Raw genomic sequence first — 26775 nt, forward strand, 5'->3', positions numbered from 1 at the left:
GGGCTACAGGATGCGCTTGCCTTGCGCTGGACGCTGGCGTGAAATCCTGAACAGCGATGCGGCCGATTATGGCGGCAGCGGCATAGGGAATATGGGGGTCGTCGCCGCCGATGAGGAAGGATGGGCCAATATCACCATCCCGCCTTTCGGCACGTTGATGCTGGAACTGGACTATTGAAACCGACGGACGCGCGCCAAGCGATCGCGGGCATGAAGGAGAGGATGCCGATGCCACCCAGAAACCAGCCGATCGCCCGTGACGCCATGGCCTATGTGCTGGCCGGGGGACGGGGCAGCCGGCTTGGCGAGTTGACCGACAGGCGCGCCAAGCCAGCCGTCCATTTCGGCGGCAAGGCGCGGATCATCGACTTCGCGCTGTCCAATGCGCTTAACAGCGGCATCCGGCGCGTCGGCGTCGCGACGCAGTACAAGGCGCATTCGCTGATCCGCCATCTCCAGCGCGGCTGGAACTTCCTGCGGCCCGAACGCAATGAAAGCTTCGACATCCTGCCCGCCAGCCAGCGCGTGTCGGAAAGCCAGTGGTATGAGGGCACGGCCGACGCCGTCTTCCAGAATATCGACATCATCGAAAGCTATGCGCCCGAATATATGGTCATATTGGCGGGCGACCATGTCTATAAAATGGACTATGAGCTGATGCTCCAGCAGCATGTCGACAGCGGCGCGGACGTCACCGTCGGCTGCATGGAAGTGCCAGTGAAGGAGGCCAGTGGCTTCGGCGTCATGCATGTCGATGAAAAGGACGTCATCACCGCCTTCGTCGAAAAGCCGAAAAATCCGCCCAGCATCCCCGGCAATCGCGCCATGGCGCTGGCGTCGATGGGCATTTACGTGTTCAGCACCGCCTTTCTGATAGAGGAACTGCGCCGGGACGCGGATGACCGCGACAGCAAGCGGGATTTCGGCGGCGACATCATCCCGCACATCGTCAAACATGGCAAAGCCGTCGCCCACCGCTTTTCCAGCAGCTGCGTGCGCGCCGAAAGCGAACCCGTGCCCTATTGGCGTGACGTCGGCACGATCGATGCCTATTGGCAGGCCAATATCGACCTGACCGATGTGGTGCCCTCGCTCGATCTTTATGATCGCAGCTGGCCGCTCTGGACCTATTCCGAAGTCACGCCACCCGCCAAATTCGTCCATAATGAGGAGGGGCGGCGCGGGTCGGCCACGTCTTCCCTGGTCGCGGGCGGTTGCATCGTTTCCGGCTCGTCGCTCCATCGCAGCCTGCTCTTTTCGGGCGTGCGGACGCACAGCTTCTCATCAGTCACGGAAAGCGTCATCATGCCGGACTGCGTGATCGGGCGTGGCGCGCGGCTGCATAAATGCGTGCTGGATTCGGGCGTCATCATCCCGCCGGGCCTGATCGTGGGCGAGCATCCCGACCATGACGCGCGGCGTTTCCGCCGCACCGACAGCGGCGTGACGCTGATCACCCAATATATGATCGAACGGCTGGTGGACTGATTTGGGCAAGACGGCTTCGATGCAGGTCCTTTCGGTCGCGTCCGAAATCTATCCGCTGATCAAGACGGGGGGACTGGCCGATGTCGCCGGTGCGCTTCCCGGCGCGCTGATCGCCCATGGCATGGGGGTGCGGACGCTGGTGCCGGGCTATCCCTCCGTCCTGCCACGGCTGGGCAAGGCGAAGGCGGTGCGGCGCTATGACGCGCTGTTCGGCGCGCCTGCGGCGGTTCTCGCCGCCAGGGTCGGGGAACTCGACCTGCTGGTGCTGGACGCGCCCGATTTCTTCGCGCGCGAAGGTGGGCCCTATGGCGACCCCGCCGGGGGGGAATGGGGCGACAACTGGAAACGCTTCGCCGCCTTGTCCCGTGTTGGCGCCGACATAGCCGCCGAGGGGCTGAAGGGTTGGCGGCCCGATCTCGTTCATGCGCATGACTGGCAGGCGGCGATGACGGCGGCCTATATGCGCTTTGGTCCCGCTCATGCGGTGCCCAAGGTGGTGACGATCCATAATCTGGCGTTCCAGGGGCGTTTCGGCGCGGATATCTTCACGCATCTTGGCCTGCCGCCCGAAGCATGGGGCGTCGACGGCGTCGAATATTATGGCGGCACCGGCTATCTGAAGGCGGGGCTGGTTTCCGCCGATGCCATCACGACCGTCAGTCCGACCTATGCCGACGAGATTCGTTCTTCCGTCCATGGCATGGGGCTGGATGGCCTGATCAACGGGCGGGCCGACCGGCTGCACGGCATTTTGAACGGTGTCGATACCGCCATCTGGGACCCGATGGCCGACCCGCTGATCATCAAGCCGTTCAGCGCGCGCACACTTGGCGGGCGCAGCGCGAACCGCCGGGCGCTGGAGGCGCGCTTCGCCCTGGATCGCGATGATGCGCCGCTGTTCATCATCGTCAGCCGCCTGACCTGGCAGAAGGGCATGGACATGGTGATGAGCGCGATCGATCATCTGGTGGGACAGGGCGGCAAGCTGGCGGTTCTGGGATCGGGCGATCACCCGCTGGAGGGCGCTTTCCTTGCCGCGGCGGACCGGCATCGCGGCCGGGTGGGGACGCAGATCGGCTATGACGAACCTCTCTCCCATCTGATGCAGGCGGGGGCGGACGCCATATTGATCCCTTCGCGTTTCGAACCCTGTGGCCTGACCCAGCTTTACGGGCTGCGTTACGGCTGCGTGCCGGTCGTGGCGCGCATCGGCGGGTTGGCCGACACGGTCATCGATGCCAATGAGGCGGCGGTGAACGCCGGGGCTGCGACGGGGATCGTTTTCCCGTCATCCGATCCGCTGGGGCTGCACGGCGCCATCACGCGGGCTGTCCGGCTGCATGCGAACAAGGCCGATTGGCGGGCGATGCAGAAGGCGGGGATGCGCGCCGATTTTTCCTGGACCCACAGCGCGGCGCGCTATGCCGAACTGTTCCGCGCGCTGGTCCGGGAGGCGGAATGAGCCCGAGGGCGCTTGGGCCGGACCTTCATGGGAAGGGAACCCGGTTTCGCGTTCATTCGCCCGATGCCGATCGGCTCTGGCTCTGCCTGTTCGATGCCGACGACGAAGAGACGCGCCTGCCCATGGAGCGGGATAGGGAGGGCGTCTGGTCCATCGATGTGCCGGGCATGGGCGAGGGCGCGCGCTACGGCATCCGGGCGGACGGCCCCTATGATCCGGTGGCAGGACTCTGGTTCGATCCGGACAAGCTGCTGATCGATCCCTATGCGAAAGCGATCGACCGGGCGTTCGCCCATGATCCGGCTCTGGCGGCGCGAAGAGGCGAGGGGAAGGATACCGCGCCGCTGATGCCCAAAGCGGTGGTGACGGCGCCGCTTCCACCTCTTGCCCCGCAGCCGCCGATATTCCGTCCTGGCGGCCTGATCTACGAAGTGCAGGTCCGTGGCTTCACCATGTTGCACCCGGACATTCCCCAGAGGCAGCGCGGGACCATAGCGGCCCTGGGCCATCCCGCCATCATTGATCATCTGCGTCGCCTGCATGTGTCGGCGGTGGAATTGATGCCGATCAACGCCTGGATCGATGAGCGGCATCTGGGGCCGCTCGGCCTGCGCAATGCCTGGGGTTATAATCCCGTCAGCTATTTCGCGCTCGATCCCCGGCTGGCCCCCGGCGGCATGGCGGAACTGCGCGGCGCGGTGGAGGCGCTGCACGAAGCCGGGATCGGCGTCATCCTCGACATGGTCTATAATCATGACGGGGAAAGCGACATGTTCGGGCCGACGCTGTCGCTGCGCGGCCTCGATGCGCGCAGCTATTTTCGGCATGAACCCGATGGCCGTCTGATCAACGATACCGGCACGGGGAACAGCATCGACTGCAATCATCCCATCTCGCGGCGCCTGATCCTGGATTCGCTGCTGCATTTCGTGAACGGGGCGGGCGTGGATGGATTTCGCTTCGATCTCGCTCCGGCGCTGGGGCGTTCGCTGACCGGTTTCGATGCGCGGGCGCCGCTGCTGGAAGCGATGCGCGCCGATCCGCTGCTGGCCAGCCGCATCCTGATTGCGGAGCCGTGGGATATCGGTCCCGGCGGCTATCAGCTTGGCCATTTCGGGGAAGGCTGGCTCGAATGGAACGACCGTTATCGCGACGACGTGCGGCGGTTCTGGCGCGGTGACGGGGGAATGCTTGGCGCTCTGGCGACGCGGCTCGCTGGATCATCAGACATATTCGGTAACGCCCCGGCCACGCGCTCCGTGAATTTCCTGGCCGCGCATGACGGTTTCACGCTCGCGGACCTGACGGCCCATGAACGCAGGCACAATGAGGCCAATGGCGAGCAGAACCGCGATGGCCATGGCGAGAATTTCAGCTGGAACAATGGCGTGGAAGGGGCAAGCGCCGACCCGGCCATCCAGACGGCGCGACAGCGGGACATCAAGGTGCTGCTGACGACGCTGTTCTGTTCCCGCGGCACCATCATGCTGACGGCGGGCGATGAATTCGGTCGCACGCAGCAGGGCAATAATAATGCCTATGCGCAGGATAATGCGGTCGGTTGGGTCGACTGGATCGGGCGCGATCGGGAGGTTCAGGCTCATGCCTTCACTCTTGCGAGCCTGCGCGCTTCGCAGTCTGACCTTGGCGGGACGCGCTGGCTTTCCGATGCGGATGTCGAATGGATGGACGAACAGGGGGAGCCGTTGTCCGTCGCGCAATGGCAGGACCCGGAACGGCGCAGTCTGGCGATGCGATATCGCGCGTCCGGGCTCACCCTTTATGTCAACGGCACGGATCGGCCCCGCTTGTTCGGCGTCATGGAAGTGCCGGCCCGGACGATCCTGCCCGTCCCGCCTACCCATCCCTGCTGAACAGGAAGGCGGTTGATTTCGCCAGCCCGTTGGAGATCGTCGCCAGCGATCGCGACGCGCCCGGCACCTGCCGCGCGCCGGCCCGATCCGTGACCTGCATCACCGCTTCGGCCAGCTGCGTCATGCCGTGCAGCCGTCCCTCGCCCAGTGCCCCGCCGCCCGTGTTGATCGGCAATCTGCCACCTGGCTTGCCCTGCCCCTCCCGCAGAAAGGCCAGGCCTTCGCCATCGCCAACGAAGCCCATGCCCTCCAGCCAGGTGAGGACCAGCACGCTGAAACCATCATAAAGCTGCGCGTTGTCCACATCCGCGGGCGACAGGCCGGTAGCGGCCCACAGTCTGCGCGCGACATCCTTCGCGCCATCCCGCATATCCTCAAGATTCATCGGCGTGCCGCCCGCCCCCTGATAAGTGGATGCGGCAAATCCGGTCAGCAACGCGGGCGGCTGGCGCAGGTGCCGCGCCCGTTCGGCAGAGGTCAGGATCAGGGCGCAACAGCCGTCGACCGGAATGTCGCAGTCGAGGATGGATATGGGATCGGCGATCATCCGGCTGCTCAGATAATCCTCCGCCATGATCGTCCTGCCCCGCCAATAGGCATGGGGATTGAGCTGCGCATTGGCGCGGTTGCCGGCGATATAGGTGGCGAAGTCCGACCGGGCATAGCCATATAGTTCGAAATAACGGCGCAGCACGACCGCCGCCCAGGCAGGCGGCATGCTGAAGCCGTAGGGCGCCAGATATTGATCTGCTCCCACGGCATCAGGGGACTCGAAATTCACATAGCGCCCATCGGGCACATGCAGCGCGCGATAGACCAGCACATGGTCGCAAAGCCCGGCGATGATGGCCAGCGCCCCGTCGATCAGGCTCTGCGTCACCATGCCGTTGGTGGAACCGATCCATTGCACGGCCGGGCCCACGCCCAGCAGGCCGGCCAGATACCAGGGCGTCACCACGTCGATCCCTTCGTCCACACCCTTTCTGCCGCCATAGCGTGGCATGGATGGCGACGTCGCAATGCCGTCAAGGTCGCTGCGTTGCAGCCCGGCATCGGCCAGCGCCGCATCGCACGCTTCCAGCGTCAATGCGGCCAATGTCCGATCCGACCGCCGTTCCAGCTTGCTGTATCCGACCCCGGCTATGGCCACCTTGTCCCGATAGTCCCACATGGCTCAGTGCTCCGCCGGACCGAATTGCACGAGCGTACAGTCGTCCGTCACATCCTCGAACCGTGCTTCAAGGGCCAGGCCGATGCGCAACGCCTCGGGCGCGATGCCGACTAGGTCGCTGCTCATCAGCAGGCGCGCCTGTTCCTCCAGTTCCACCACCGCCAGGATCACCGGCAGACGGTCGCGAAAGCCGGGTGAAGGCGGATCGTGCAGAACCGTCCAGCTGTGCAGCGCCGCCCGCCCGGATACTGGCGTGAAGCGCAGTTCAGTCCCGCCACAGGCGCGGCAGGCGATCTCGGGCGGATAGGCCATGCGCCCGCACGCGTCGCATGTCTGCATATGCAGTTCATGGCGCCGGGCCGCTGCCCAGAAAGGCTCCGACAGCGGATCGGGCAGGGGCAGGGGGCGCTCGGGAGAGTTTGTGTCCGGCATGGATCTTCAAAGCCCTCGAAACTGCGGCGGCCGCTTTTCCCGCGCTGCGGACAGGCCTTCCCGATGATCCTCGGTGGTTGCCATCAACGGCTGCATGGCGAATTCCAGCTCCAGATACTGGTCGAGGGAAAGGGCCTGAGCCGCTTCGAACTGCCGCTTGGCCATGCCGGTGGCAAGCGTCGGCCCTCGCGCCAGCGACCCTGCCATCTCCAGCGCCCGCGCCATCAATGCATCACTCTCGACCAGTTCCAGCACCAGCCCCAGGCTCAGCGCTTCGGGTGCATCGATCATGCGGCCGGAATAAACGATCTCCTTGGCGCGCATCGGGCCGACCAGGCGGCTCAGCTGCCATACGGCCCCTGCATCGGGCACATAGCCGATCCTGCCGAAGCTTTGGCAAAAGCGCGCCCCCGGCGTGGCGATGGCGATATCGCAGGCCAGCGCCAGGCTCCATCCCGCACCGACGCAGGCGCCGTCGATCGCCGCGATCACCGGCTTGCGGATGCCGCTGACCGCCTTCACCATCCGGTGCAGCCAGCGCATCCGGCGCAGGAAGGCCGCCGTGTCCTGCCGGCCCATGTCGCCGGTGTCGGCGCCTGAGCAGAACTGGCCCTTGGCGCCGGTCAGGATGAGGGCGCGGATGGCGTCATCTTCCGCCAGATCGTCAAAAGCGCGCCAGATTTCCTCGCGCATCGCCATGGTGAATGCGTTCGCCCGCCCCGGTTGGTCGAGCGTGACCACGCCGACCTGCTCCTGCCTTTCGACTCGGACGGTCATAGGGGCGCTCCACGGTTCACGATCCTGCTCCTGAAATATGATCTTTAGTGCAATATTAAAGCTGGCACTGCGTTCCTGTCAATCGATGAGTCGCGTTGACAAGTCCATAATATTGCACGATGGTGCAAGAAAAGACGGGCTCGACGCCCCCGACAAGAGGATGGGACCCATGAAGGCAGGATTATCGGTTTTGGCGGCGGGCGCCGCTGCTCTCTCGCTCTCCACCGGTGTCATCTCCCGTTCGGCCCAAGGTGCCGGTCCCGGCGCGGTCAACTGGTCCAGCTTTGGCGGTGACGACAGCGAACAGCATTACAGCCCGCTCCAGCAGATCACCGAAGCGAATGTCGGCAAGCTTGGCCTCGCCTGGTCCTATGATGTCGATAGCTATGACAGCTATACCCAGCCGCTGGCGGTGAACGGGGTCATCTATTTCGCCGTAGGGCTCAGCGTCGTCCATGCGGTCGATGCGCGCACCGGCAAGCTGCTCTGGCAATATGATCCCGACGTGGCGAGCCAGCCTGAAGCCAAATGGCGTATGCGCGCCGGCTGGGGCACGCGCGGCATCGCGTACAAGGACGGCACCATTTTCACCGCCACCCGCGAAGGCCGCCTGATTGCGGTCGATGCCCGGACGGGCAAGCCGCGCTGGTCGGTCAAGACGCTCGATGAGGCCGAGGGTGGCTATATCACCGGCCCGCCATGGGTCGCGGGCGACAAGGTGGTGATCGGCTTTGGCGGGGCGGATTACAGTCCGGTTCGCGGTTATGTGACCGCCTATGACATCAAGACCGGAAAGAAAGCCTGGCGCTGGTATGTCGTGCCCGGCGATCCGGCCAAGGGGTTCGAGAACAAGGCGATGGAAGCCGCCGCCAAGACCTGGACCGGCGAATGGTGGAAGTTCGGCGGAGGCGGCTCCGTCTGGCACGCCATGGCCTATGACGCCAAATATGACCGCATCTATCTGGGCACCGGCAATGGCTTCCCATGGAACCAGAAGATCCGCAGCCCCGGCGGTGGCGATAATCTCTACCTTTCCTCTATCGTCGCGCTGGACGTGAAGACCGGCGAATATGTCTGGCATTATCAGGTGAACCCTGAGAACAGCTATGACTGGAACGACGCGATGGATATCGAACTGGCCGATATCATGATCGGCGGCAGGAAACGGTCGGTGCTGATGCATGCGCCGAAGAACGGCTTTTTCTATGCCATCGACCGTGAAACCGGCAAATTCATCCAGGCCGGCGAGTTCGCCCGGCAGAATTGGGCCAAGCGCATCGATCCGGCGACCGGACGGCCGGAACTCAATCCGGAGGCGGCCTATCCCAATGGATCGGCGTTCATGATGTATCCCTTCCCCAACGGCGCGCACGGGATTCAGGCCATGTCGTTCAGCCCGAAGACGGGTTACAGCTATATCCCGGTCATGGAGGGCGGGCGCGTCGTCACCGATCCGGCGAACCTCAAGGACTGGAACTACAAGCCCGGCATGATGGTGAACACGGGTCTTGGCGCGCCGCCTGCGAACCTCGTCCCGCCGGCCGCCGTCAGCAAGCTCGTCGCCTATGACGTCGCCGGCAACAGGATTGCCTGGTCGGTGCCACAGCCCGGTGTGTTCAACGGCGGAACGCTGGCGACGGCGGGCGATCTGGTGTTCCAGGGCACCAATGACGGCATGCTCAACGCCTTCTCGACAAAGACCGGGCGCAAGCTCTGGTCCTATCCGGCGCAGAACGGCATCCTGTCCGCGCCGATCAGCTATTCGGTTGGCGGCAAACAATATGTCAGCGTCATCACCGGTTTCCGCAGCAGCTTCCCCAACAAGCCGAACTGGGATTATCGCCAGCAGCAGCGGCGCTTGCTGACCTTCACCATTGGCGGGGCCAGGAAGCTGCCCACAGTCGATCCGGTAGACGAACCCATTCAGGACGATCCCGCTTTCGTGGTGGATGCCGACAAGGCGAAGATCGGCGCGGGCATCTACAACAGCAGCTGCGTCATCTGCCATGGCGCGGGCATGATGGCGGGCGGCGCCGCGCCGGACCTGCGCAAATCGGGCGTGCCGCTGGACGCCGAAACTTTTAAATCCGTGGTGCATGACGGCGCGCTGATGGCGCGGGGCATGGGGTCTTTCGGCCAGCTGACCGATGCCGAACTGGAAGGGCTGCGCCACTATATCCGGCAGCGCGCGCGGGAAACCGCGCCGAAGGGAAAGTAGGAAGATGCAAGGTCCGCTCCACTCCCGGCGGGCCTCTGGCTGCCCCGCTCCGCCTTTGGGCGGGGCGGGGCTTTTCTGCGTCCGGGGACGATGAATTTGCACGTTCATGCAATCCCGCTATGATCCCGTCATGGAAGGGACGGTCATTTGGGTATGAAGGCGAGCGACTTTGGCGAGTAAAGCGAACGAAGAATTGAAGGAAAGCGGCGAGCGGCCCCAGACCTATTCCAGCCCGGCGATCATCGATCGGCGGCGCAGAATTCTGGAGGAAACCCGCAAGGTCATCGCTGAACAGGGCATAGCCGCGCTCAGCATGAACGAGATCGGCCAGCGCGCGGGCGTGGCGAAGCGCACGCTTTACAACGCCTTCCAGACGCGCGAACGGATGATCGCGTCGGCCATTCAGGAATATTTCGACGAATATGTTGGCCGCATCGCCTATGCCAGCGCGCCCGGCACGATGCAGCACAATCTGGAACGCATGATCTCCGTCGTGCAGCGCAACCGCAAGATCCGCAATTATATCCGCGCGATCATGGCGCTCTATTTCAGCTCCGATGTCGATCATGACATCTGGGCGGCGATGCACTCGCCCGCGGTTCACCATAACCGCCAGTGGATCGAGGTGCTGGAGGCCAAGAAGCAGCTTCAGCCCTGGGTCGAAGTCGACAAGCTGGTCGAGGATCTGGTGCGTTTCGAATATGCGACGATCAACGACTGGGCGCAGGGCCGCATTCCCGATGACGAGGTGATCGTGCGGCTGGTGAGCAGCTATCTGACCAGCCTGCTGGGCGCGCTCAAGGGCGCCGCGCGCAAGGAAGTGGAGGCGCTGATCAAGGACATCGCCGAACGCGGCATGGCTGCTCTGCCCACGATCCAGCGTCCCAAGGCTGCGGTTGCATGAATTTGCACATGAATGCAAATTTACTTGAAGTGGAGTGCACTGTCGGCTAGTCATTTCCTGCGCCTGACGAAGGGCGCGGGAATGGAGAGCGAGAGATGAACGGGATGAGCGAAGCCCCCGAATTGCTGTTCGATCTGAACGATGACGGGATCGCGCATATCGTCCTTAACCGACCCCGCGCGAAGAACACGGTGTCCTTCGCGATGTGGGAGCAATTTTCCGCTGCGCTCGATATGCTTGAAAATGCGACGCCGGCCCGCCTGCTGATCATCAGCGGGGCGGAGGGCTATTTCTCCAATGGCGGCGATGTGAAGCTGCCTCCGGCAAGGGGCGAGGGCGCTCTGGCTCTCGCGGCGCGACTCGAAATGGGGCAGCGGATCATCAGCCGCATCCGCGCCCTGCCGATCCCGACCGTGGCCGCGGTGGAAGGGGGCGCCTTTGGCGTTTCGTGGAGCCTCGCCATGGCCTGCGACATGATCTTCGCCGCGGAGGACGCGCGTTTCGGGGCACCTTTCCTGGAGTTCGGACTGGTGCCGGATGGCGGCGCCGCCTGGTTCCTGACGAAACAACTGGGCCGGGCGCGGGCGGCGGAGATCATCTTTTCGGGTCGGACTCTGGATTCGGCAGAGGCTCTGTCGCTGGGGCTGGTCAGCCGTGTCGTGGCGCCTGGGATGGCCGTTGAGGCGGCCATTGCGCTGGGGAAAGTGATCGGTGACGGCAATCGCCACGCGGTCGAACTGACCAAGCGGCTGCTCCAGCAGGCGGAAAGCAGCGATCTGGCGACCATCCATGCGTTGGAAGTGGTCTATTGCCACACATGTCAGGCGGGTGAGGAAGTGCCGCGTGCACGGGAAAAGTTCAAGGCCCGTGCCGCCGCCAAAGCGGCCGCCAGGGCAGCGCAGTAGGGAAAGGTCCGGCCCATGCAATTCGACATGCGCGAGCTTCCGATGGTCACGCGGTACAAGATCGTCAATTCCACGATCACGCCCCGTCCCATCGCCTGGATCACCAGCCAGTCGGCGGACGGCATATTGAACGCCGCGCCCTACAGCTTCTTCAACTGCGTCGGGACAGAGCCGCCGCTGGTGGTGCTGGGGCTGCTCAAGGAACCGGCATCGCGCGGCCTCAAGAACACCGCCTCCAACATCATCGCGACCGGCGAATTCGTGGTGAATCTGGTCTGCGAAGCGGATGCGGAGAAGATGAACCTGTGCAGCGTCGATGCGCCCGCGGACGTCAGCGAGATCGACTATGCCGGCATCGAAACCACGCCTTCGGTCGTGGTCGCGCCGCCGCGCATCGCCACCAGTCCGGTCAGCTTCGAATGCCGCAAGGTCGCAGCCATGGATATCGGCGCGATGCAGACCGTGGTGATCGGCGAAATCCTGATGGCGCATATCCGTGATGAATTCATCAGCGACCGGGAACGGGTCTATTTCGACACGCCGGCGATGAAGCTGATCGGCCGTACCCATGGCAGCGGCTGGTATGTGCGCAACAGCGATAGTTTCCAGATGAACCGCCCCCACTATGACCCGTCGCGACTGGCGGCGAAAGACAAGGCGGCCGAATGAATTTGAACCTATGGTGCAAAATTACTTGCACTTGGGGTCGAACTGGTGTTTCTTGCATCCAAGAGCATTTTTCGATCCGTCGGAAGATGCGAGGCCATAAATATAATTCCCAAAAGGCAGCGGGCGTCAGCCCGCCATAGGAGTGATGAGATGCCCGGTCCCCTGGATCATCTGACCGTCATTGAACTGGCGGATCAAATGCCTGTCGCCATTGCCGCCATGCTGCTTGCCGATCATGGCGCCGACGTGCTGAAGGTCGAGCCGAAAGGCGGCGCCTTTTTCGCCCATGATTTGAGCCGCAAGAGCTGGGACAGGTCGAAGCGCAGCGTCGAGCTGGATGTGCGGGCTGCGGAGGGCCTCGAATCCCTGCGGGGCCTGCTGGAAGGGGCGGACATCTTCATTCACGCGCTGGATGAAAAGGATGCGGCCTCCCTCGGCCTGGATGGCGGGAGCCTGGCCCGCGATTTCCCCGAACTGGTGGTCTGCGCGCTCACCGCCTATGGCGCCGACACGCCCTTTGCCGGCCGCCCCCATGGGGAATCGCTTGCCGCCGCGCTGCTGGGGACGATGATCGATCGCTCCAGCTCGTTCCGGCTTGGCCCGGTCTATCTCGGCCATCCGGCATTGCATTATGGGCAGGCTTTTCTGGGCGTGATCGGCGCGCTGTCCGCCGTTCGGGCCCGCCGCCATATCGGCAAGGGGCAGCGCGTGGAGGCATCGCTGCTCGATGCCATGCTCGCCCAATCCCCCATGAACAACTGGTGGCAGGAAGAGGGCATCAGCTACATCAAGGCGGGCGATTCCGGCGCGGTGGACCGTTTCGGGAAAACCCGGCTGGCGACGGGCATGTTCGAATGCGGGGACGGCCTGTATCTCCAGATGCACACGGGCGGGCAGGGCGGCTTCAAGGCGGCGATGGACGTGCTGGGTTTTGGCGACCGGATTCAAACCGTGACGGCGCCGGAAATGTCGGTGCCGCTGACCGACGATGAATATCATATCGCCCGCGTCGAGATTTTCGACGCCTTCAAGACCAGACCGCGCGCCGAATGGATTTCGCTGTTCCACGCGGCGGACGTGGCGGCGCTCCCGGTGCTGGAACCGGCCGAAGTGCTGCTGGACGATCAGGTGGAATTTGTCGGCCAGCGCGTCGCCATGCCGGACAGGGATTTCGGCACCATCTATCAGGCCGCGCCTGCCGTGCGCATGACGAATGCGCCCTGCGCCGCCCCCCGGCCCGCGCCGGAAGTGGGTGCCGACAATGCCGCGCTGGCTGACCTTATCGCCCGCCGCCGCGCAGCGCTCGCCGCCGACGGTAAGCCGCTTGATCGCCCGCTGGAAGGCATCAGGGTGGTGGATTTCTCCTCCTTTTTCGCCGTGGGCTATGGCGGTCGCCTGCTGTCCGATCTGGGCGCGGACGTCATCAAGATCGAAACCCCCGGCGGCGACCAGATGCGCCCGCTGCCCGACTGTTTCGACGCGGCCCAGCGCGGCAAGCGCGACATCGTGCTCAACCTCAAGGACCCGCAGGCGCTGGAAGCGGCGCTCAAGCTGGTGGCGACGGCCGATGTGGTTACGCATAATCTGCGCCCCGGCAAGGCCGACAAGCTCGGCATCGGCTATGAAGCGCTGTCGAAGATTAATCCGCGCCTCATCTATGTCTATCTGCCGGGCTATGGCTCGAAGGGGCCGAAATCGCTGCTCAAGAGTTTCGCGCCCTTGGTATCGGGCTGGACCGGTCTGCTCTATGAAGGCGGCGGTGAAGGCAATCCGCCGACCCGCGCGGTCTTCGGCAATGAGGATTATAATAACGGCTTCCTCGGCGCGGCGGGCATCCTTATGGGGCTCGAACATCGCTCCGTCACCGGCAAGGGCGATTATATGGAGATTCCGCAGCTTCATTCGAGCCTTTGGACCACCTCAGAACATTTCCTCGATGCCGATAAAAAGGTCGTCTATGGCTTCCGGCTCGATCAGGAACAGGCGGGTTTCAACGCGCTCGACCGGATTTACAGGACGACCGATGGCTGGCTCTGCATTTCCTGCCGGTCGGATGAGCGCTTTGCCGCTCTGGCGAAGGCCGTCGGGCAGGAACAATGGCTGCGCGATCCCCGCTTCGCTACGGCGCGCGACCGTTCCGCCAATGATGCGGTGCTGTTGGAAGCACTGAAGCCTTTCTTCGCGGACAAGAGCTGCGAAGACGCCCATGCCCTGCTGGAGGCTGCCGGCGCGCCCAGCGAAATCGCCCGCGAAACCAGTTGGGTCCGCGAAGCGCTTTGGCAGGACTGGGCGACGGCCAGTAACAGGGTGATAGAGAATTTCGATTCCATGTACGGCCATGTCCGCCAGTTCGGCAGCTTCATGCATTTCAGCCTTACGCCCAGCTTCGCCAAGGGTTCAGCGCCGCGTTTGGGCGAGCATACGCGGCAGATATTGGGCGAGGTCGGCTATTCGGACGCCGAGATCGAAGCGTTGATAGAGAACCGCAAGGCGATGCAGGCGGCTGACGTCACCGGTCGCATCGAGTCGCGCGTCTCCGCCGCCTGACAGGACAAGAAGAGAGGAACCGAAAGGTGCAATTGAACCTTCGCTACGACATGAACCGCCCGGATTTCGGTGCCTCCCATCCTGCGCTCTACCGTACCGCGATCGAGCAGGCGCAATGGGCCGACAGGCTGGGCTTCACGCAGGTCTTCCTGGCCGAACATCATGGCGCGGAAGGGGGTTATTGTCCGTCCTCCATGATACAGGCGGCCTCGATCCTGGGCGCCACGCGGAATATCGTCGCGCATCTCTCGGCGCTGGTGGTGACGATGCACGATCCGCTGCGTCTGGCCGAGGATTTGGCCGTGCTGGACAATATCGCGCCGGGCCGTATCTGGCTGACCGCGGGCATGGGCTATCGCCCCCATGAGTTCGAGATGTTCGACCGCGACATGACCAAGCGGTTCGCCATCATGAACGAGGCGATGGCGACGCTGAAAAATGCGTGGACCGGCGAGCCGTTCGAATTCCGTGGCCGTACTGTCCGCGTGACGCCCGCACCGGCGACGCCGGGTGGGCCGAAAATCTATATGGGCGGATCGACCGACAAGTCCGCCATCCGCGCGGCCAAGGGAGGCTATCAATATTTTCCCGGCCATCCCGACCTCTTCACGCTCTACAAGGAAGAGCGGGCGAAGGCGGGCTTCGGGCCGCCGGAGGAACTGCGCAAGCCTGCGGCGAGCTTCCTTTATGTATCGGATGATCCCGATCGCGACTGGCCGCTGGTCGCGCCGCATGTCGCCTATGCCACCAACGCCTATGCCGAATGGGCAAAGGAGCGCGGCACCGGGCAGACCCGCTATCAGCCCGCCGAAACGATCGAGGGGCTGAAGGCCATGCCCAATATCAAGGTGCTGACCCCGGACGAGTGTTTCGCTTACCTCAAGCAATTGGGACGCGGCACGGCGGTCACCTTCCATGCGCTGCTGGGCGGCCTTGACCCCGAGGTTTCCTGGCGCAGCCTGCGCCTGTTCGAAAAGGAAGTGCTGCCCCGTCTGAAGGCCGAGCCGGGCCTGCTGGAAATAGCGGGAGAATGAGCATGGCCATATCTGATCTGGAAAGCCAAAATCGTCGCGGAACGCTGGCCGCCATGCTGGCCGTTCCCTTTGGTCTGGCGGCGGTGGGGCAGGCTTCGGCCGCGACCGCAAAAGGGAAGGGCAAGCCGATGAGCGTGGCCGATCGTCTGGACGTGATCGAATCCAAGCAGGCGATCACCGAGATTCTCTTTGCTTATGCCCGCGCCAATGACCGGGCGGATGAAGCGCTGATGAAGTCGCTGTTCTGGCCGGAATCGACGCATAAACACGGCAGGTTCGAAGGAAAATCGTCCGATTTCGTCGGTTTTGCCTTCAAGATCGTCTCGGCCCTCAAATATGCCTGCCACCATATCTCCAACGTCTCGGTCGAGGTGAGGGGGGATAAGGCCTTTTCCGAATGCTATTATTTCGCGCAGCATCGCCGCGACCGGAAGGATGGCACGGGGGAGGAGGATCAGTTCTTCCAGGGGCGCTATCTGGACGATCTGGAACGGCGTAACGGGGAGTGGAAAATCATTCGTCGCCGGGGGCTGTCGGACTATACATCGCCTGCTTTTCCCTCGGAAACGACCTATGCTCAATGGCCCGCGGGCCAGCATAGCGAGAAATATCCGAACGACGATTACTACAAGATGCGCCAGCAGTTCGAAGGAATCTGATCGATGCGCGCGCTGCTGTGCGAGCATCATGGCCCACCGGAGGAATTGCGCTTTGCCGATGTGCCGGAACCGGTGCCGGGGCCGGGGGAAATCCGTTTCCGGGTGAAGGCAGCCAGCGTCAACTTCCCCGACGCGCTGATGATCCAGAACCTTTACCAGCGGCAGCCGCCCTTGCCCTTCATTCCGGGCAGCGAGGCAGCGGGCGTCATCGATGCTGTGGGGGAGGGTGTCGAAGGGCTGCGCGTTGGGGACAGGGTGGCGACGATCCCCTTTGAGGGCGCCTTTGCCGAACTCGCCATCGCGCCCGCCTTTCGGACGACGGTGATCCCCGAGAGCATGGGCTTCGACATCGGGGCGGGTTTCACCATGGTCTATGCGACGGCGCTCCATGGCCTGGAGCAGCGGGGGCGGTTACGGCCGGGCGAAACATTATTGGTGCTGGGCGCGGCTGGCGGCGTCGGGTTGGCGGCGGTGGAGGTCGGCAAGCTGATGGGCGCGCATGTGATCGCGGCTGCTTCGAGCGAGGAAAAACTGACGCTGGCCCGGGCGCATGGCGCGGATGAGACGGTCAATTATGCGCAGGTTGACCTCAAGCAGGCAGTGAAGGCGCTGACGGGCGAGCGCGGCGTCGATGTGATCTTCGATCCCGTCGGCGGCGCGCTGGCTGAACCGGCTTTTCGCACGATGGGCTGGGACGGGCGCTATCTGGTCGTGGGTTTTGCGGCGGGCACGATCCCGGCAATTCCGCTCAACCTGCCTCTGGTGAAAACGGCCTCCATCGTCGGCGTGACCTGGGGCGTGCATAGCCGCCGCGAACCCGATCTTCATGCCGCGAATATGGCGCAGCTCTATCGCTGGTATGCGGAGGGTGGATTGTGTCCGGCGGTCAGCAAGCGCTTTCCCTTTGAGCAGAGCCGGGAAGCGATCCGCTGGATGATGGACCGGAAGATACAGGGGAAGGTCGTGATCGAGGTGGCTTAAGCCATCCATTCATCAGATTTGCGGCCAGTTCGCCAACGGCAGGCCCGCAACGTCGGTCCGCGCCTTCACCACCATCCCGCTTGCCCGCGAGACGACATAAAGGTCACGCAAATCCGCGCCGCCCCAGCAAAGGTTGGTCGGGCTGGATAGCATCTTCCCCTCGGGATCATGGATGATATCGATTTTCCGTCCATCCGGCGTGATGGCGACGATCCGGTTGGCGAAGGGCAAGGTCACCCAGAGATTGCCCGCTTCGTCGAAGGCGATACCGTCGCAATAGCCAAGCTCTGCGCGCTCCGACGCCGCCATGGCGCGAATGTCCTTCGCCTGATGATCGGGGATCACGACGCCCAGTTGCGGGCCATGATCCTTGGGATCGGTGAGCGATCCATCCGCCCGTCGCCGCCAGCGCCGGACCCGCCCTTCGGCGGTGAGCGATGCATAGACATAACGCTCCTCCCTATCGAGGCAGAGGCCGTTCACCCCCCTCAGACCACGGGCGACGATGGAAGCCTTGCCATCCGGCGCAACCCTGTAGATGAAACCGGCGGGCGTCGTTGTGCCGATATTGCCGATCGGCCCCCATGTGCTGTGCGTGCAATAGATGTCGCCGTCGCGCGTCGTTGCCGGGCCGTTGGAGGCGACCAGTTGCCGCCCCTCCAGTTCCGAAACCAGTGTTTCGACCCTGCCCGTCGCCACATCGATCCGCTGCAACGGTCCCGGCCCTTTTTTGAGCAGGCCCATATTGGCAATGACGACGCGGCCTTCCCGATCGACCGCCACGCCATTGGGGGCCAGCGCCTTGCCGATCTGGCGCAGCGTCCCATCGCGTTCCAGCACGCCGATCGCGCCGCCGCCATTGGAGATGAACAGGCGGCCATCGGGGCTGCTCGCTATGCCTTCGGGTGCGTCCAGTCCCTGACGGACGAGCGCGAAGCCGGCAAGGTTGAGCGGCCCTGGCGGGGAGGCTCGGCCGACTCCCATGGATGGCGCGCAACCGGCGAGGGTCATCGCCGCCCCGCCCAGCAAGACTTCGCGGCGGCCCATTCCCATGGAGCGCGCCTCAATCAAGGGACGCAAAACCGGCGATCTTGTGATCCCCAGCCTGTACCGGCTGGAAACGCAACCGCATGCCGCAGCGCGGCTCGACATCGTCCGCATCAACCAACAGCCCCGGCACGCGCACGCCCGGCGCATCGTCCGGTTCGAACAGGACGACGGTGAAGGGCACCTCCGCCTTGTGATCGCCCGGCAACAGGCTGCGGATCACGGTGGTGAAGGTATAGGCAGTGCCTTCCTGCGAAACCTTGCGCCATTCCAGCACGGCATCGGGCTTTCCGGGAATGACCTCTGGCGGATACCATATCCATTCGCCCGTCTCGGCATCGGCGGTGATGCGCAGTTCGCCTGCTTCCAGCCCGTCATAATAGCCTTGGAACAGCGGGTCCTCGATCTTCGGAGGGTAAATCGGAATGCCCATGGATCAGCTCCGCGCCAAAATGGTGGTGGAGTGGTTGTTTCCGCCAAGCCCCGCGACGGCGCAGAGTCGCGCATTCGGCACCTGCCGATCGCCTTCCTTGCCCCGCAATTGCCGGACCGCCTCGATCAGCAGGTTCATGCCGGGCACATAGCCGCCCGACATGTGCCCGCCGCTGGTGTTGATCGGCATCCGCCCGCCCGGCCTTCCATGGCCGGCCGCATAGAAGCGTGGCCCTTCGCCCCGCTCGCAAAGCCCCAGCATCTCGGTCTGCACCAGTGCGGAGATGGTGAAGCCGTCATAGATTTGCGCGAGGTTTAAGTCCTTGGGATCGCAACCCGCCATGGCATAGGCCAGCTTCGCGGAAACCTCGCCGGGGAAGTCGTAAGTGCAGGGCGTCTGGGTGAACAGTACCCCCTGCGGCCAGTTGTTGAAGCCCAGCCCAAGCCCCTGCACGCTCACCACCGGATGCGGCATGTCGCGGGCTTCCTCGATGGCGCTCACCACATAGGCGCCGCCCCCGTCCGTCGTCAGACAGCAATCCGCCGCCCGTAAAGGCGTCGAGATCATGGGCGACTGGCGATAGGTTTCCAAATCCATCGGATCGCGCTTCTGCGCGCTCGGCGTCAGTACCGCCCAAGCGCGATAGGTCATGGGGATGGAGGCCTGCTCCTCCTCCGTCATGCCATATTCATGGGCATAGCGGTTCGCCATGGTCGCGAAATAGGTGGGCTGGCCGAAGAAGCCGACCGGCATTTCGATGCCCGCCTTTTGCGGCTCGCGGGCATGAAAGCCATAGACGCCGCCCGGCTTGGTCGACTGGATCGCATAGGGCACCAGCACATGCCGCGCCAAGCCCGCCTCGATCGCCATCTGCGCCAGTTGCAGCGCTTGTCCCGACGTCGCCGTACCCCCCACGCTGTCGGTGGTGGCGCAGAAACGCTTCTCGCCGGCCCCTATCGCAAAGGCGACCTCGTCCGACCCATGGCCCGCATATTTGTTGGAGATATAGCCGTCTATCTCCTTCGGCGTCAGGCCCGCATCGGCAATCGCCGCTAAGCTGGCGCGGGTCATCATCTTCATCACCCCTTCCTCGCCTTTGCGCAGGAAGGGGGTTTCACCGACCCCGGTGATGGCGATGCGGTTGCCTTTTATCATGCGTCCTTGAACTCCTTGCCTTCGGCCACCAGCCGCTCGATCAGAGGAGAGGGCGTGAATGCCTCGCCATGGGCAGCCTCCAGCGCCTTCAGCTTCGCCAGAACGACCGGCAGCCCCTGCAAATCCGCCCAGAACATCGGCCCGCCGCGATATTTCGGCCAGCCATAGCCAGTGATCCAGACGATATCGATGTCCGACGCCCGCGAGGCGATGCCTTCGTCGAGAATGCGCGCGCCCTCATTCACCATGGCGAAAAGAATGCGGTCATGGATTTCCTCGTCGCTCACCTCGCGGCGGGCAATGCCCTGCTTGGCGGCGAAATCCTCGATCACCTGCATCGCGACGGGTGAGGGCGTCTGCTTGCGGTTCTCGTCATAGTCATAATAGCCGCCCTTCGTCTTCTGCCCATGACGGCCCATTTCGTTGAGGATTTCCCGCACATTGGCGGAACTGGTCGTCTCCCGGTTCCAGCCGACGTCGAGCCCCACCAGATCGCGCATCTGGAAATGCCCCATGGCAAAGCCGAAATCGTAAAGCACCTTGTCCACCGCCCAGGGCGTCGCACCCTCCAGCACCAGGCGATCTGCCTGCGTATTCCGCGCCGCAAGGATGCGGTTGCCGACAAAGCCGAAACCATTGCCCACCAGCACGCCGATCTTGCCGATGGTCTTGGCTAGCTTCATGGCGGTCGCGGTGATTTCGGGCTTCGTGTCCTTGGTCCGCACCACTTCCAGCAGCTTCATCACATTGGCGGGCGAGAAGAAGTGCAGGCCGACCACGCTCTCCGGCCGCTGGGTGGCGGCGGCGATATCGTCAATGTCGAGATAGCTGGTGTTGGTGGCAAGGATCGCGCCGGGCTTGGCGATCCGGTCGAGTTTCCCGAACACCTCGCGCTTGACGTCAAGATTTTCGAACACCGCCTCGATGATCAGATCGCAGTCGGCCAGATCCTCCATCGCCACCGATCCGGTCAGCAGGCCCATGCGGCTGTCGACATCCTCGGGCTTCATCTTGCCCTTCTTCGCGGTGGTTTCATAATTGCCACGGATGATGCGCAGGCCCCGGAACAGCGCCTCCTCATTCGTCTCCACGATCGTCACGGGAATGCCGGCATTGGCGAAGTTCATCGCAATGCCGCCGCCCATGGTGCCCGCGCCGATCACCCCGACCCTGGCGATGGGCAGCAGCGGCGTGTCTGCCGGGATGCCGTCGATCTTGGCCGCCTGCCGTTCCGCGAAGAAGACATGGCGCTGGGCGGCGGACTGGCTGTCGGTCTGAAGCGCGTTGAACAGTTCGCGCTCATAGGCCATGCCCTCGTCAAAGGGCTTTTCCAGCGTGGCCTCGACGCAGCGGATGATCGCTTCGGGCGCGTTGAAGCCGCGGAATTTCCTGGCATTGGCCTTGCGGAAGTCCGCGAAGATTTCCGGCTTGCCGCGCGCTTCGTCCAGCTTCTCCGTACGGTCGCGCACCTTGAGCAGGGAGCGCTTTTCGTCCAGCACTTGGCTCGCAAAGGCGATGGCCTCTGCGCGCAGATTGCCCTCGCTCGCCAGTTCATCGATCAGGCCCATTTCCCTGGCGGCCCTGGCACCGACGGGCGAACCTGCGGTGGTCAGTTCCAAAGCCTTCTCGATACCCACGATGCGCGGTAGCCGCTGGGTGCCGCCAGCGCCGGGCAGCAGGCCGATATTGACCTCCGGAAGCCCGCATTTGGCGGATGGCACGGCGATTCGGTAATGGGCCACCAGGGCGAGTTCCAATCCCCCGCCCAGCGCCGTGCCATGGATGGCGGCGATGACGGGTTTGGTCGCATTTTCCACGATCAGTTGCAGGTTGCGCAGGGTCGGCTCCACCGGCGGTTTGCCCAGTTCCGTAATGTCCGCACCGGCGAAGAAGGTGCGCCCCTCGCAGATCAGCACCATGGCGCTGACCCCGGTGTCGCCGATGGCCGTCTGCACGGCACCCGCGACGCCCTGCCGCACGGCGTTGGAGAGCGCGTTCACCGGCGGCGAATTGACCGTGATGATCGCGATGGAGCCTTCCACCTCATAGGTGACGACGTCATTGACCTTCATTCAAGCCTCTATGTGTCTGGGCGCCCGGCTGACCCGCTTGTCGAGCGGCCAGCACCTCACGTGCGCGTTGGCGGAAATAATGTTGCAGAGCTTCGATCTCTGCGTCGGTCAGTTCTTCAAAACGCGGCATGCCCCGTTCGCGCAGGATGCCGTTGTGCAGCACCTCTGCGAAGCTGGCCTTGTCCAGTGGCACGCCTGACTGGAGCAGGTCAGGTGCCGTACCGCCCGACACGGCATTGGCGCCGTGGCAGATCGAGCAACGCTGCCCGAAAACGGTCGCGCCGATGGTGGCCTTGGTCGGATCGACCACGAAATCGGGCACATCGATGACCGGCGTTTCGACCGGCTGAACCGGCGGCAGGCTGGCCTTGCCATCCAGCGCGAAGGTCAGCACGCGCCATTGCTGGGTGCGGTAATTCCAGTCCTTCCCCATGCCGGTCGCACTGGGGAAGCGCGCACCCGCGATCACCGTCACATATTGCTTGCCGCGTGCCTTGTAAGTGATCGGCTGCGCCATCACCGCCGTCTGCGCGTCGAAGGACCAGAGCGGCTTCCCGCTGTTCGCCGCATAGGCGATGAACTTGCCCGCCGCATTGCCCTGAAACAGCAGATTGCCCGCCGTGGTCGCCGTGCCGCCGCCGCCTCTGATACCGGGCATGGGCACGCGCCATGCTTCGCTCTGAGTCACCGGATTCCACGCCAGCAGGAAGCTGCTCGCCGCCCGGTCCGGCACCACGCCCGCAGGCGGCGCGCCCGTGCCGACGCTCAATCGCTGGCCATTCAGATGCGTCCAGCCCTTCAGCGGCTCGGCCGGATCGATATAGACCCGCCCCTGATCCATGGTCGGGATATAAACCAGCCCTGTCCCCGGATTGAACGACATTGCCTCGATATTATGCGCACCGAAGGGGGAAGGGTAGACGATCGCCGGCTTCCCGCCGGGATAGCGCGCCGCCGGGTTCTCGATCGGCCGCCCGCTCCTGATGTCGATGCCGCTGGCCCAGTTGACCGGCACGATATTGCGGGCGGAGATCAGCTTCCCCGTCTCCCGGTCGATCACATAGAAAAAACCGTTTTTCGGCGCATGCATCAGCACATCACGCTCTTTCCCGTCGATCGTCAGCCGGGTCAGCTCGATATCCATCGCGCTGTTGAAGTCCCATGTCTCGCCGGGATTGGTCTGATAGTGCCAGACATATTCGCCTGTATCGGCGTCCAGCGCGACGATGGAGCAGAGGAACAGATTATCCCCGCCGCCCGGCGAGCGGATCTTCTGGTTCCAGGGCGACCCATTGCCGACGCCGATGTAAATCCGGTTATATTTGGGGTCATAGGCCATGGCGTTCCACGCGGTTCCGCCGCCGCCATATTTCCACCACTCGCCGGTCCAGGTCTTGGCGGCCATCGCCATTGCCTTGTTCTCGAAACCCAGCTTGGGATCGCCGGGCACGGTGTAGAAGCGCCAGAGCTGCTTGCCCGTCTGCTGGTCATAGGCGGTCACATAGCCCCGGATCGGCGCGAAGTCCGCACCGCCATGGCCGATGATGACCTTGCCCTTGAACACCCAGGGCGCGCCGGTCACATAGCGCTCATCATCCTTGCCGATCGTCTGAGCCGTCCAGACGGGATGGCCGGACTTGGCATTGATCGCGATCAGCCGTCCGTCGATCGTCCCGGTAAAGACCATGCCCTTATCATAGGCGATGCCCCGTATCCCCCAGGCCGCGCGCATCTTCTGCCCGGCGACCTTCCAGCTTTGCGGGTTGTAAGTCCACAGTTCCCGTCCGGTCGAGGCATCCAGCGCATGAATGACGCTATAGCCCGATGCATAATAGACCACGCCATCCACCGCGATGGGCGCGGACAGGCTCGACCCGCCGCCCATGATGTCATGATACCAGGCGAGCTTCAGCTTGCTGACATTGCCGTCATTGATTTCGGTCAGCGGGCTATAATGGTTCTCGTCGATCCCGCCATAGCCGGGCCAGTCGCTGCCGTCGCGCCGGGCTTCTCCCGAAGGTGCGCAGGCGGTGAGCAGCAAAAGAAGGGGCAGGACGAAGCGCATTCAGCCCCCGATGGTCCGGTCGGAAGGCCAGAAACGCTGGCGCAACGCTTTCTTGTTGACCTTCCCCATGACGGTGCGGCCGATATCATCGACCATCTCGTAACCACGCGGACATTTGTAACCGGCGAGGTTCGCGCGGCAGAAGGCGTTGAGTTCCTCGGCCGTCGGCGGATCATTGGCATCCTTGGGAATGACCAGCGCCCGCGCTTCCTCGCCCATCTCGGCATTGGGGGCGGCCACCACGGCGACGTCCGCCACCTTGGGATGGCGCAGCAACACATGCTCGGACTCTGCAGGATAGATATTCACCCCGCCGCTGACGATCATGTCGGACACGCGGTCGGTGATGAAGAGATAGCCTTCCTCATCGACATAGCCCATCTCGCCCAGCGTGAAAACGCCCGGCGCGATATGCGCGGCGGCGGTCTTTTCCGGATCGCCGCGATAGACGATGCCATAGCCGCTGGTGTCGCGGAAGTAGACCTGCCCGACCTCATGCGCGCCAAGAACCTGCCCATCCTCGCTATAGATTACCGTCTCGAAGGGTGGCAGCGCCTTGCCCACAGACCCCGGCCGCTCCAGCCATTCCTGCGAGGTGATGAACGTGGTCGATCCCGCCTCGGTCCCGCCATAGGCTTCCACCAACACCGGCCCGAACCAGTCGATCATCGCCTGCTTGACGGCGCGGGGGCAGGCGGCCCCGGTATGGGCGAGGCGCTGGATGCTCGACACGTCATATTTGGCGCGCACCTCTTCAGGCAGCGCCAGCATCCGCTGGAAATGCGTGGGCACCATCACGGAACCGGCGACCTTGTATTTCTCGATCAGCGCCAGCGTCTTTTCCGCATCGAAATGTTCGACGGTGATGAGGCTCATCCCGCCAAAGACATTGCGCGCCATGCCGAGCGGCCCGGTATGGTAAAGCGGCCCCACCGCAATGCCGGGAGAAGGCGTGATCTTCGGCCGGATCGCTTCGGCCAGAGCCTTCACGCTCGCCACGCGGGGGAAATATTGCGGCGGCGTCTCGGTCGCCTTGGGCCGTCCGGTCGTGCCGGACGTATAGTGGAGATGCGGCAAGGGCGGCACATCAGGGTCCGGCTCATCGGTCGAGGCCGCTGCCAGCCAGTCCTCCCAATGGATGACGCCCTCCCGATCCGGGCAGCGCCAGCCGATCACGGTCTTCACGCCAGCCTCCTCTGCAGCGGTAAGACCTGCCTCCATCGTCTCCGGCCCGACCAGCACCGCCACCGCGCCGCTGTCCTTCAGGATATAAGCCGCCTCCGAAGGCGTCAGGTGGAAGCTCACGGGCACGCTGGAAATCCCCGCCTCCAGACAGGCGACATAGGCGATCACCGCCTCCGCGCTGTTGGGCGCGAACACCGCCACCCGCCGCTCGGTCAGGTCCAGCCCATTCAGCGCATTGGCCGCCCGATTGAGCAACGCGTCCAGCTGATGCCAGTCATAACTCACCCTCTCATCTGCAAGGGCAAGCTGGTCACGGCGCGCGGGATCGACCCCGCCGATGGTCAGAGACATGAAGCATCCTTTCGGGAAGCGATGGCGGGCGCGAGATATTTCAGCGCCATTCGGAAGGAGATGAGCGCGATCACCGAGCAGACCGTCACCACCACGGCGAGCGACTGGCCCAAAGCGCCCTCATCATGGAACACATATTCGGTCAGCGCCGCGACGATCGCCGGACCCGCGCCGAGGCCAAGGATCGTGAACACGAACAGGAAGAATGCCAGCATCCGCGCCCGGATCGTCGCGGGCGCGATCAGCCCCATCACCGACGACACATAGACCATGAACGGCACGGTAATGAACTGCGCCACGCAATAGCAGGCCAGGAACACATAAACGTTGGTGGCGAAGAACATATAGCCGACCACCGGCAGGAACCCCAGGATCAGCCAGCCATAGAAGCGCAGATGCGCGTCCTTCATGCCGTTTGCGAACAGCCGGTCGACGATCCAGCCATTCACCACCAGCGACACGGCCGACACGATGTTCATCATGCTCAGGGCCAGCCCATATTGCACCGGCTTCCACCCGAAATGCCGCTCGATATAGGCGGGCACCCAGTTGGTCATCGAATAGCCGCACATGGCGAGGCAGGAGGTGCCGACCAACATCAGCGCCAACAGCTTCCAGTGCCGCGAGACGAAGGCGCGGATTTCCCCCGAAGCCGCAACCGGAGCTGCGCCGGGCAACCGTCGCCGGCCCGGATCGGGGAAGGTGAACAGCAGCAGCGCGAAGATGATCCCCGGAAAACCGACCATCATCATCACAAGCTGCCACGGCTGGGCCGGGCCATGAAAGGGAATGTGGATGCCCATATGCGCGGTCGCAAAGGCAATCGCGACCCCACCCAGGGCAAAGGCGGTTGCCGACCCGACCTTGCCCGCCATCTGGAAAGTCGAGGTCGCCCGCGTCAGCAGATGCGGCGGGAAGGCATCGGCAATCAGCGAATAGGCCGCGGGCAGCAGCGCCGCTTCGCCCACGCCGACGAAAATCCGTCCGATCAGCAGCGCCTCATAAGTCTGGGCAAAGCCGCAGGCCGTCGTCGCGATCCCCCAGATCACCACCCCGCCAAAGATGATCCACCGCCGGGAAAATCGATCGGCCGCCCACCCCAGGGGCAGGCCGAAAACCGCGTAGAAGATCGCGAAGGAGGTCGAGGTGATCATGCTGATCTGCACGTCGGACAGCAGCAGATGCGTCTTGATGGGCGTCACCAGCATCGACACGATCAGCCGGTCGACCCAGCTCAGCACATACAGCCCGAACAGCACCGCCACCATCCACCAGCTCGTGCCTAATCGGCTGGTCTGGTCGGTCTGATCTTGGGGGCTCATCAGCATGATCCTCGCCTTTCCAGT

At 63.7% G+C, this 26775-nt stretch carries 22 protein-coding genes; 12 read left to right on the top strand and 10 right to left on the bottom strand.

From position 1 onward, the window contains the following. From RUH75_RS02465 to glgX, 4 genes are all read left to right on the top strand, one after another. Positions 1-178: alpha amylase C-terminal domain-containing protein (locus RUH75_RS02465; RefSeq protein ID WP_313802074.1), on the top strand; the 178-nt coding region annotated here is incomplete at its 5' end. Positions 179-228: 50 nt separating this feature from the next. Further along, on the top strand, positions 229-1488 hold the full coding sequence (gene glgC / locus RUH75_RS02470) for a glucose-1-phosphate adenylyltransferase (protein ID WP_313801851.1): 1260 nt from the start codon (positions 229-231) through the stop codon (positions 1486-1488). Between the two features lie 19 nt (positions 1489-1507). Then, positions 1508-2950: a glycogen synthase GlgA gene (glgA, locus tag RUH75_RS02475; RefSeq protein WP_313801853.1), complete on the top strand. Its 1443-nt coding sequence runs from the start codon at positions 1508-1510 to the stop codon at positions 2948-2950. Continuing rightward, a complete protein-coding gene (gene glgX, locus RUH75_RS02480; protein ID WP_313801855.1) occupies positions 2947-4824 on the top strand; it encodes a glycogen debranching protein GlgX in 1878 nt (625 codons plus the stop codon). The genes glgA and glgX overlap by 4 nt, the downstream gene beginning before the upstream one ends. On the opposite strand, the gene RUH75_RS02485 is transcribed toward glgX, so the two are convergent. Genes RUH75_RS02485 through RUH75_RS02495 form a run of 3 tightly spaced genes read right to left on the bottom strand, consistent with a single transcriptional unit; the run spans position 4808 to position 7204 of the window. Further along, entirely contained in the window at positions 4808-5995 is a 1188-nt protein-coding gene (locus RUH75_RS02485) for a thiolase C-terminal domain-containing protein (protein ID WP_313801857.1), read from the bottom strand. The two genes, glgX and RUH75_RS02485, sit on opposite strands and share 17 nt — an antisense overlap. 3 nt (positions 5996-5998) lie before the next feature. Then, the gene (locus RUH75_RS02490; protein WP_313801859.1) at positions 5999-6427 is read right to left on the bottom strand and encodes an OB-fold domain-containing protein; all 429 of its coding nucleotides are present in this window, start codon (positions 6425-6427) and stop codon (positions 5999-6001) included. A gap of 6 nt (positions 6428-6433) precedes the next feature. Further along, entirely contained in the window at positions 6434-7204 is a 771-nt protein-coding gene (locus tag RUH75_RS02495) for an enoyl-CoA hydratase/isomerase family protein (protein WP_313801861.1), read from the bottom strand. A 169-nt stretch (positions 7205-7373) separates the two neighbouring features. Between RUH75_RS02495 and RUH75_RS02500 the strand changes: the two genes are divergently transcribed. The 8 genes from RUH75_RS02500 to RUH75_RS02535 all read left to right on the top strand — a co-directional run bounded on the left by RUH75_RS02500 (position 7374) and on the right by RUH75_RS02535 (position 17121). Further along, positions 7374-9422, top strand: a complete 2049-nt coding sequence (locus RUH75_RS02500; protein ID WP_313801863.1) for a PQQ-dependent dehydrogenase, methanol/ethanol family — start codon at positions 7374-7376, stop codon at positions 9420-9422. Positions 9423-9591: 169 nt separating this feature from the next. Then, complete coding sequence (locus RUH75_RS02505) at positions 9592-10326, top strand: TetR/AcrR family transcriptional regulator (protein ID WP_313801865.1); 735 nt, start codon at positions 9592-9594, stop codon at positions 10324-10326. A gap of 95 nt (positions 10327-10421) precedes the next feature. Further along, positions 10422-11231: an enoyl-CoA hydratase/isomerase family protein gene (locus RUH75_RS02510; RefSeq protein ID WP_313801867.1), complete on the top strand. Its 810-nt coding sequence runs from the start codon at positions 10422-10424 to the stop codon at positions 11229-11231. A gap of 15 nt (positions 11232-11246) precedes the next feature. Continuing rightward, a complete protein-coding gene (locus tag RUH75_RS02515; RefSeq protein WP_313801869.1) occupies positions 11247-11900 on the top strand; it encodes a flavin reductase family protein in 654 nt (217 codons plus the stop codon). 150 nt (positions 11901-12050) lie between these two features. Further along, positions 12051-14447 (top strand): CoA transferase, encoded by a 2397-nt coding sequence (locus RUH75_RS02520; protein WP_313801871.1) that lies wholly within the window; start codon positions 12051-12053, stop codon positions 14445-14447. 26 nt (positions 14448-14473) lie between these two features. Further along, on the top strand, positions 14474-15481 hold the full coding sequence (locus RUH75_RS02525; RefSeq protein ID WP_313801873.1) for an LLM class flavin-dependent oxidoreductase: 1008 nt from the start codon (positions 14474-14476) through the stop codon (positions 15479-15481). 2 nt (positions 15482-15483) lie between these two features. Continuing rightward, a complete protein-coding gene (locus RUH75_RS02530; protein ID WP_313801875.1) occupies positions 15484-16140 on the top strand; it encodes a nuclear transport factor 2 family protein in 657 nt (218 codons plus the stop codon). Positions 16141-16143: 3 nt separating this feature from the next. Beyond that, positions 16144-17121, top strand: coding sequence for an NADPH:quinone oxidoreductase family protein (locus tag RUH75_RS02535; RefSeq protein WP_313801876.1), 978 nt, complete (start codon positions 16144-16146; stop codon positions 17119-17121). Between the two features lie 12 nt (positions 17122-17133). On the opposite strand, the gene RUH75_RS02540 is transcribed toward RUH75_RS02535, so the two are convergent. The 7 genes from RUH75_RS02540 to RUH75_RS02570 are packed head-to-tail and all read right to left on the bottom strand — an operon-like array spanning position 17134 to position 26751. Then, on the bottom strand, positions 17134-18174 hold the full coding sequence (locus RUH75_RS02540; RefSeq protein WP_313801878.1) for an SMP-30/gluconolactonase/LRE family protein: 1041 nt from the start codon (positions 18172-18174) through the stop codon (positions 17134-17136). Between the two features lie 10 nt (positions 18175-18184). Beyond that, complete coding sequence (locus RUH75_RS02545) at positions 18185-18601, bottom strand: Zn-ribbon domain-containing OB-fold protein (RefSeq protein WP_313801880.1); 417 nt, start codon at positions 18599-18601, stop codon at positions 18185-18187. Positions 18602-18604: 3 nt separating this feature from the next. Then, positions 18605-19756, bottom strand: coding sequence for a thiolase family protein (locus tag RUH75_RS02550; protein ID WP_313801881.1), 1152 nt, complete (start codon positions 19754-19756; stop codon positions 18605-18607). Next, positions 19753-21828, bottom strand: coding sequence for a 3-hydroxyacyl-CoA dehydrogenase NAD-binding domain-containing protein (locus RUH75_RS02555; protein ID WP_313801883.1), 2076 nt, complete (start codon positions 21826-21828; stop codon positions 19753-19755). Before RUH75_RS02555 ends, RUH75_RS02550 begins: the two co-directional genes overlap by 4 nt. Beyond that, complete coding sequence (locus RUH75_RS02560; protein WP_313801885.1) at positions 21815-23893, bottom strand: PQQ-dependent dehydrogenase, methanol/ethanol family; 2079 nt, start codon at positions 23891-23893, stop codon at positions 21815-21817. Before RUH75_RS02560 ends, RUH75_RS02555 begins: the two co-directional genes overlap by 14 nt. Then, positions 23894-25429 carry an AMP-binding protein gene (locus tag RUH75_RS02565; protein ID WP_313801887.1) on the bottom strand — a complete coding sequence of 512 codons (1536 nt, stop codon included), beginning with the start codon at positions 25427-25429 and terminating at the stop codon, positions 23894-23896. Beyond that, complete coding sequence (locus RUH75_RS02570) at positions 25420-26751, bottom strand: MFS transporter (RefSeq protein ID WP_313801889.1); 1332 nt, start codon at positions 26749-26751, stop codon at positions 25420-25422. Before RUH75_RS02570 ends, RUH75_RS02565 begins: the two co-directional genes overlap by 10 nt. Between the last annotated feature and the right edge of the window lie 24 nt (positions 26752-26775).

The organism is Sphingobium sp., from assembly GCF_032153725.1.
Classification (GTDB): domain Bacteria; phylum Pseudomonadota; class Alphaproteobacteria; order Sphingomonadales; family Sphingomonadaceae; genus Sphingobium.

What these genes read in the sequence shown, in the direction of transcription:
- RUH75_RS02485 (WP_313801857.1), bottom strand. Translation starts at nt 5,995, where the DNA reads ATGTGGGACTATCGGGACAAGGTGGCCATAGCCGGGGTCGGATACAGC.
- RUH75_RS02535 (WP_313801876.1), top strand. Translation starts at nt 16,144, where the DNA reads ATGCGCGCGCTGCTGTGCGAGCATCATGGCCCACCGGAGGAATTGCGC.
- RUH75_RS02510 (WP_313801867.1), top strand. Translation starts at nt 10,422, where the DNA reads ATGAACGGGATGAGCGAAGCCCCCGAATTGCTGTTCGATCTGAACGAT.
- RUH75_RS02550 (WP_313801881.1), bottom strand. Translation starts at nt 19,756, where the DNA reads ATGATAAAAGGCAACCGCATCGCCATCACCGGGGTCGGTGAAACCCCC.
- RUH75_RS02500 (WP_313801863.1), top strand. Translation starts at nt 7,374, where the DNA reads ATGAAGGCAGGATTATCGGTTTTGGCGGCGGGCGCCGCTGCTCTCTCG.
- RUH75_RS02495 (WP_313801861.1), bottom strand. Translation starts at nt 7,204, where the DNA reads ATGACCGTCCGAGTCGAAAGGCAGGAGCAGGTCGGCGTGGTCACGCTC.
- RUH75_RS02540 (WP_313801878.1), bottom strand. Translation starts at nt 18,174, where the DNA reads ATGGGAATGGGCCGCCGCGAAGTCTTGCTGGGCGGGGCGGCGATGACC.
- glgC (WP_313801851.1), top strand. Translation starts at nt 229, where the DNA reads ATGCCACCCAGAAACCAGCCGATCGCCCGTGACGCCATGGCCTATGTG.
- RUH75_RS02555 (WP_313801883.1), bottom strand. Translation starts at nt 21,828, where the DNA reads ATGAAGGTCAATGACGTCGTCACCTATGAGGTGGAAGGCTCCATCGCG.
- RUH75_RS02545 (WP_313801880.1), bottom strand. Translation starts at nt 18,601, where the DNA reads ATGGGCATTCCGATTTACCCTCCGAAGATCGAGGACCCGCTGTTCCAA.
- RUH75_RS02515 (WP_313801869.1), top strand. Translation starts at nt 11,247, where the DNA reads ATGCAATTCGACATGCGCGAGCTTCCGATGGTCACGCGGTACAAGATC.
- RUH75_RS02570 (WP_313801889.1), bottom strand. Translation starts at nt 26,751, where the DNA reads ATGAGCCCCCAAGATCAGACCGACCAGACCAGCCGATTAGGCACGAGC.
- RUH75_RS02520 (WP_313801871.1), top strand. Translation starts at nt 12,051, where the DNA reads ATGCCCGGTCCCCTGGATCATCTGACCGTCATTGAACTGGCGGATCAA.
- glgX (WP_313801855.1), top strand. Translation starts at nt 2,947, where the DNA reads ATGAGCCCGAGGGCGCTTGGGCCGGACCTTCATGGGAAGGGAACCCGG.
- glgA (WP_313801853.1), top strand. Translation starts at nt 1,508, where the DNA reads ATGCAGGTCCTTTCGGTCGCGTCCGAAATCTATCCGCTGATCAAGACG.
- RUH75_RS02565 (WP_313801887.1), bottom strand. Translation starts at nt 25,429, where the DNA reads ATGTCTCTGACCATCGGCGGGGTCGATCCCGCGCGCCGTGACCAGCTT.
- RUH75_RS02530 (WP_313801875.1), top strand. Translation starts at nt 15,484, where the DNA reads ATGGCCATATCTGATCTGGAAAGCCAAAATCGTCGCGGAACGCTGGCC.
- RUH75_RS02490 (WP_313801859.1), bottom strand. Translation starts at nt 6,427, where the DNA reads ATGCCGGACACAAACTCTCCCGAGCGCCCCCTGCCCCTGCCCGATCCG.
- RUH75_RS02560 (WP_313801885.1), bottom strand. Translation starts at nt 23,893, where the DNA reads ATGCGCTTCGTCCTGCCCCTTCTTTTGCTGCTCACCGCCTGCGCACCT.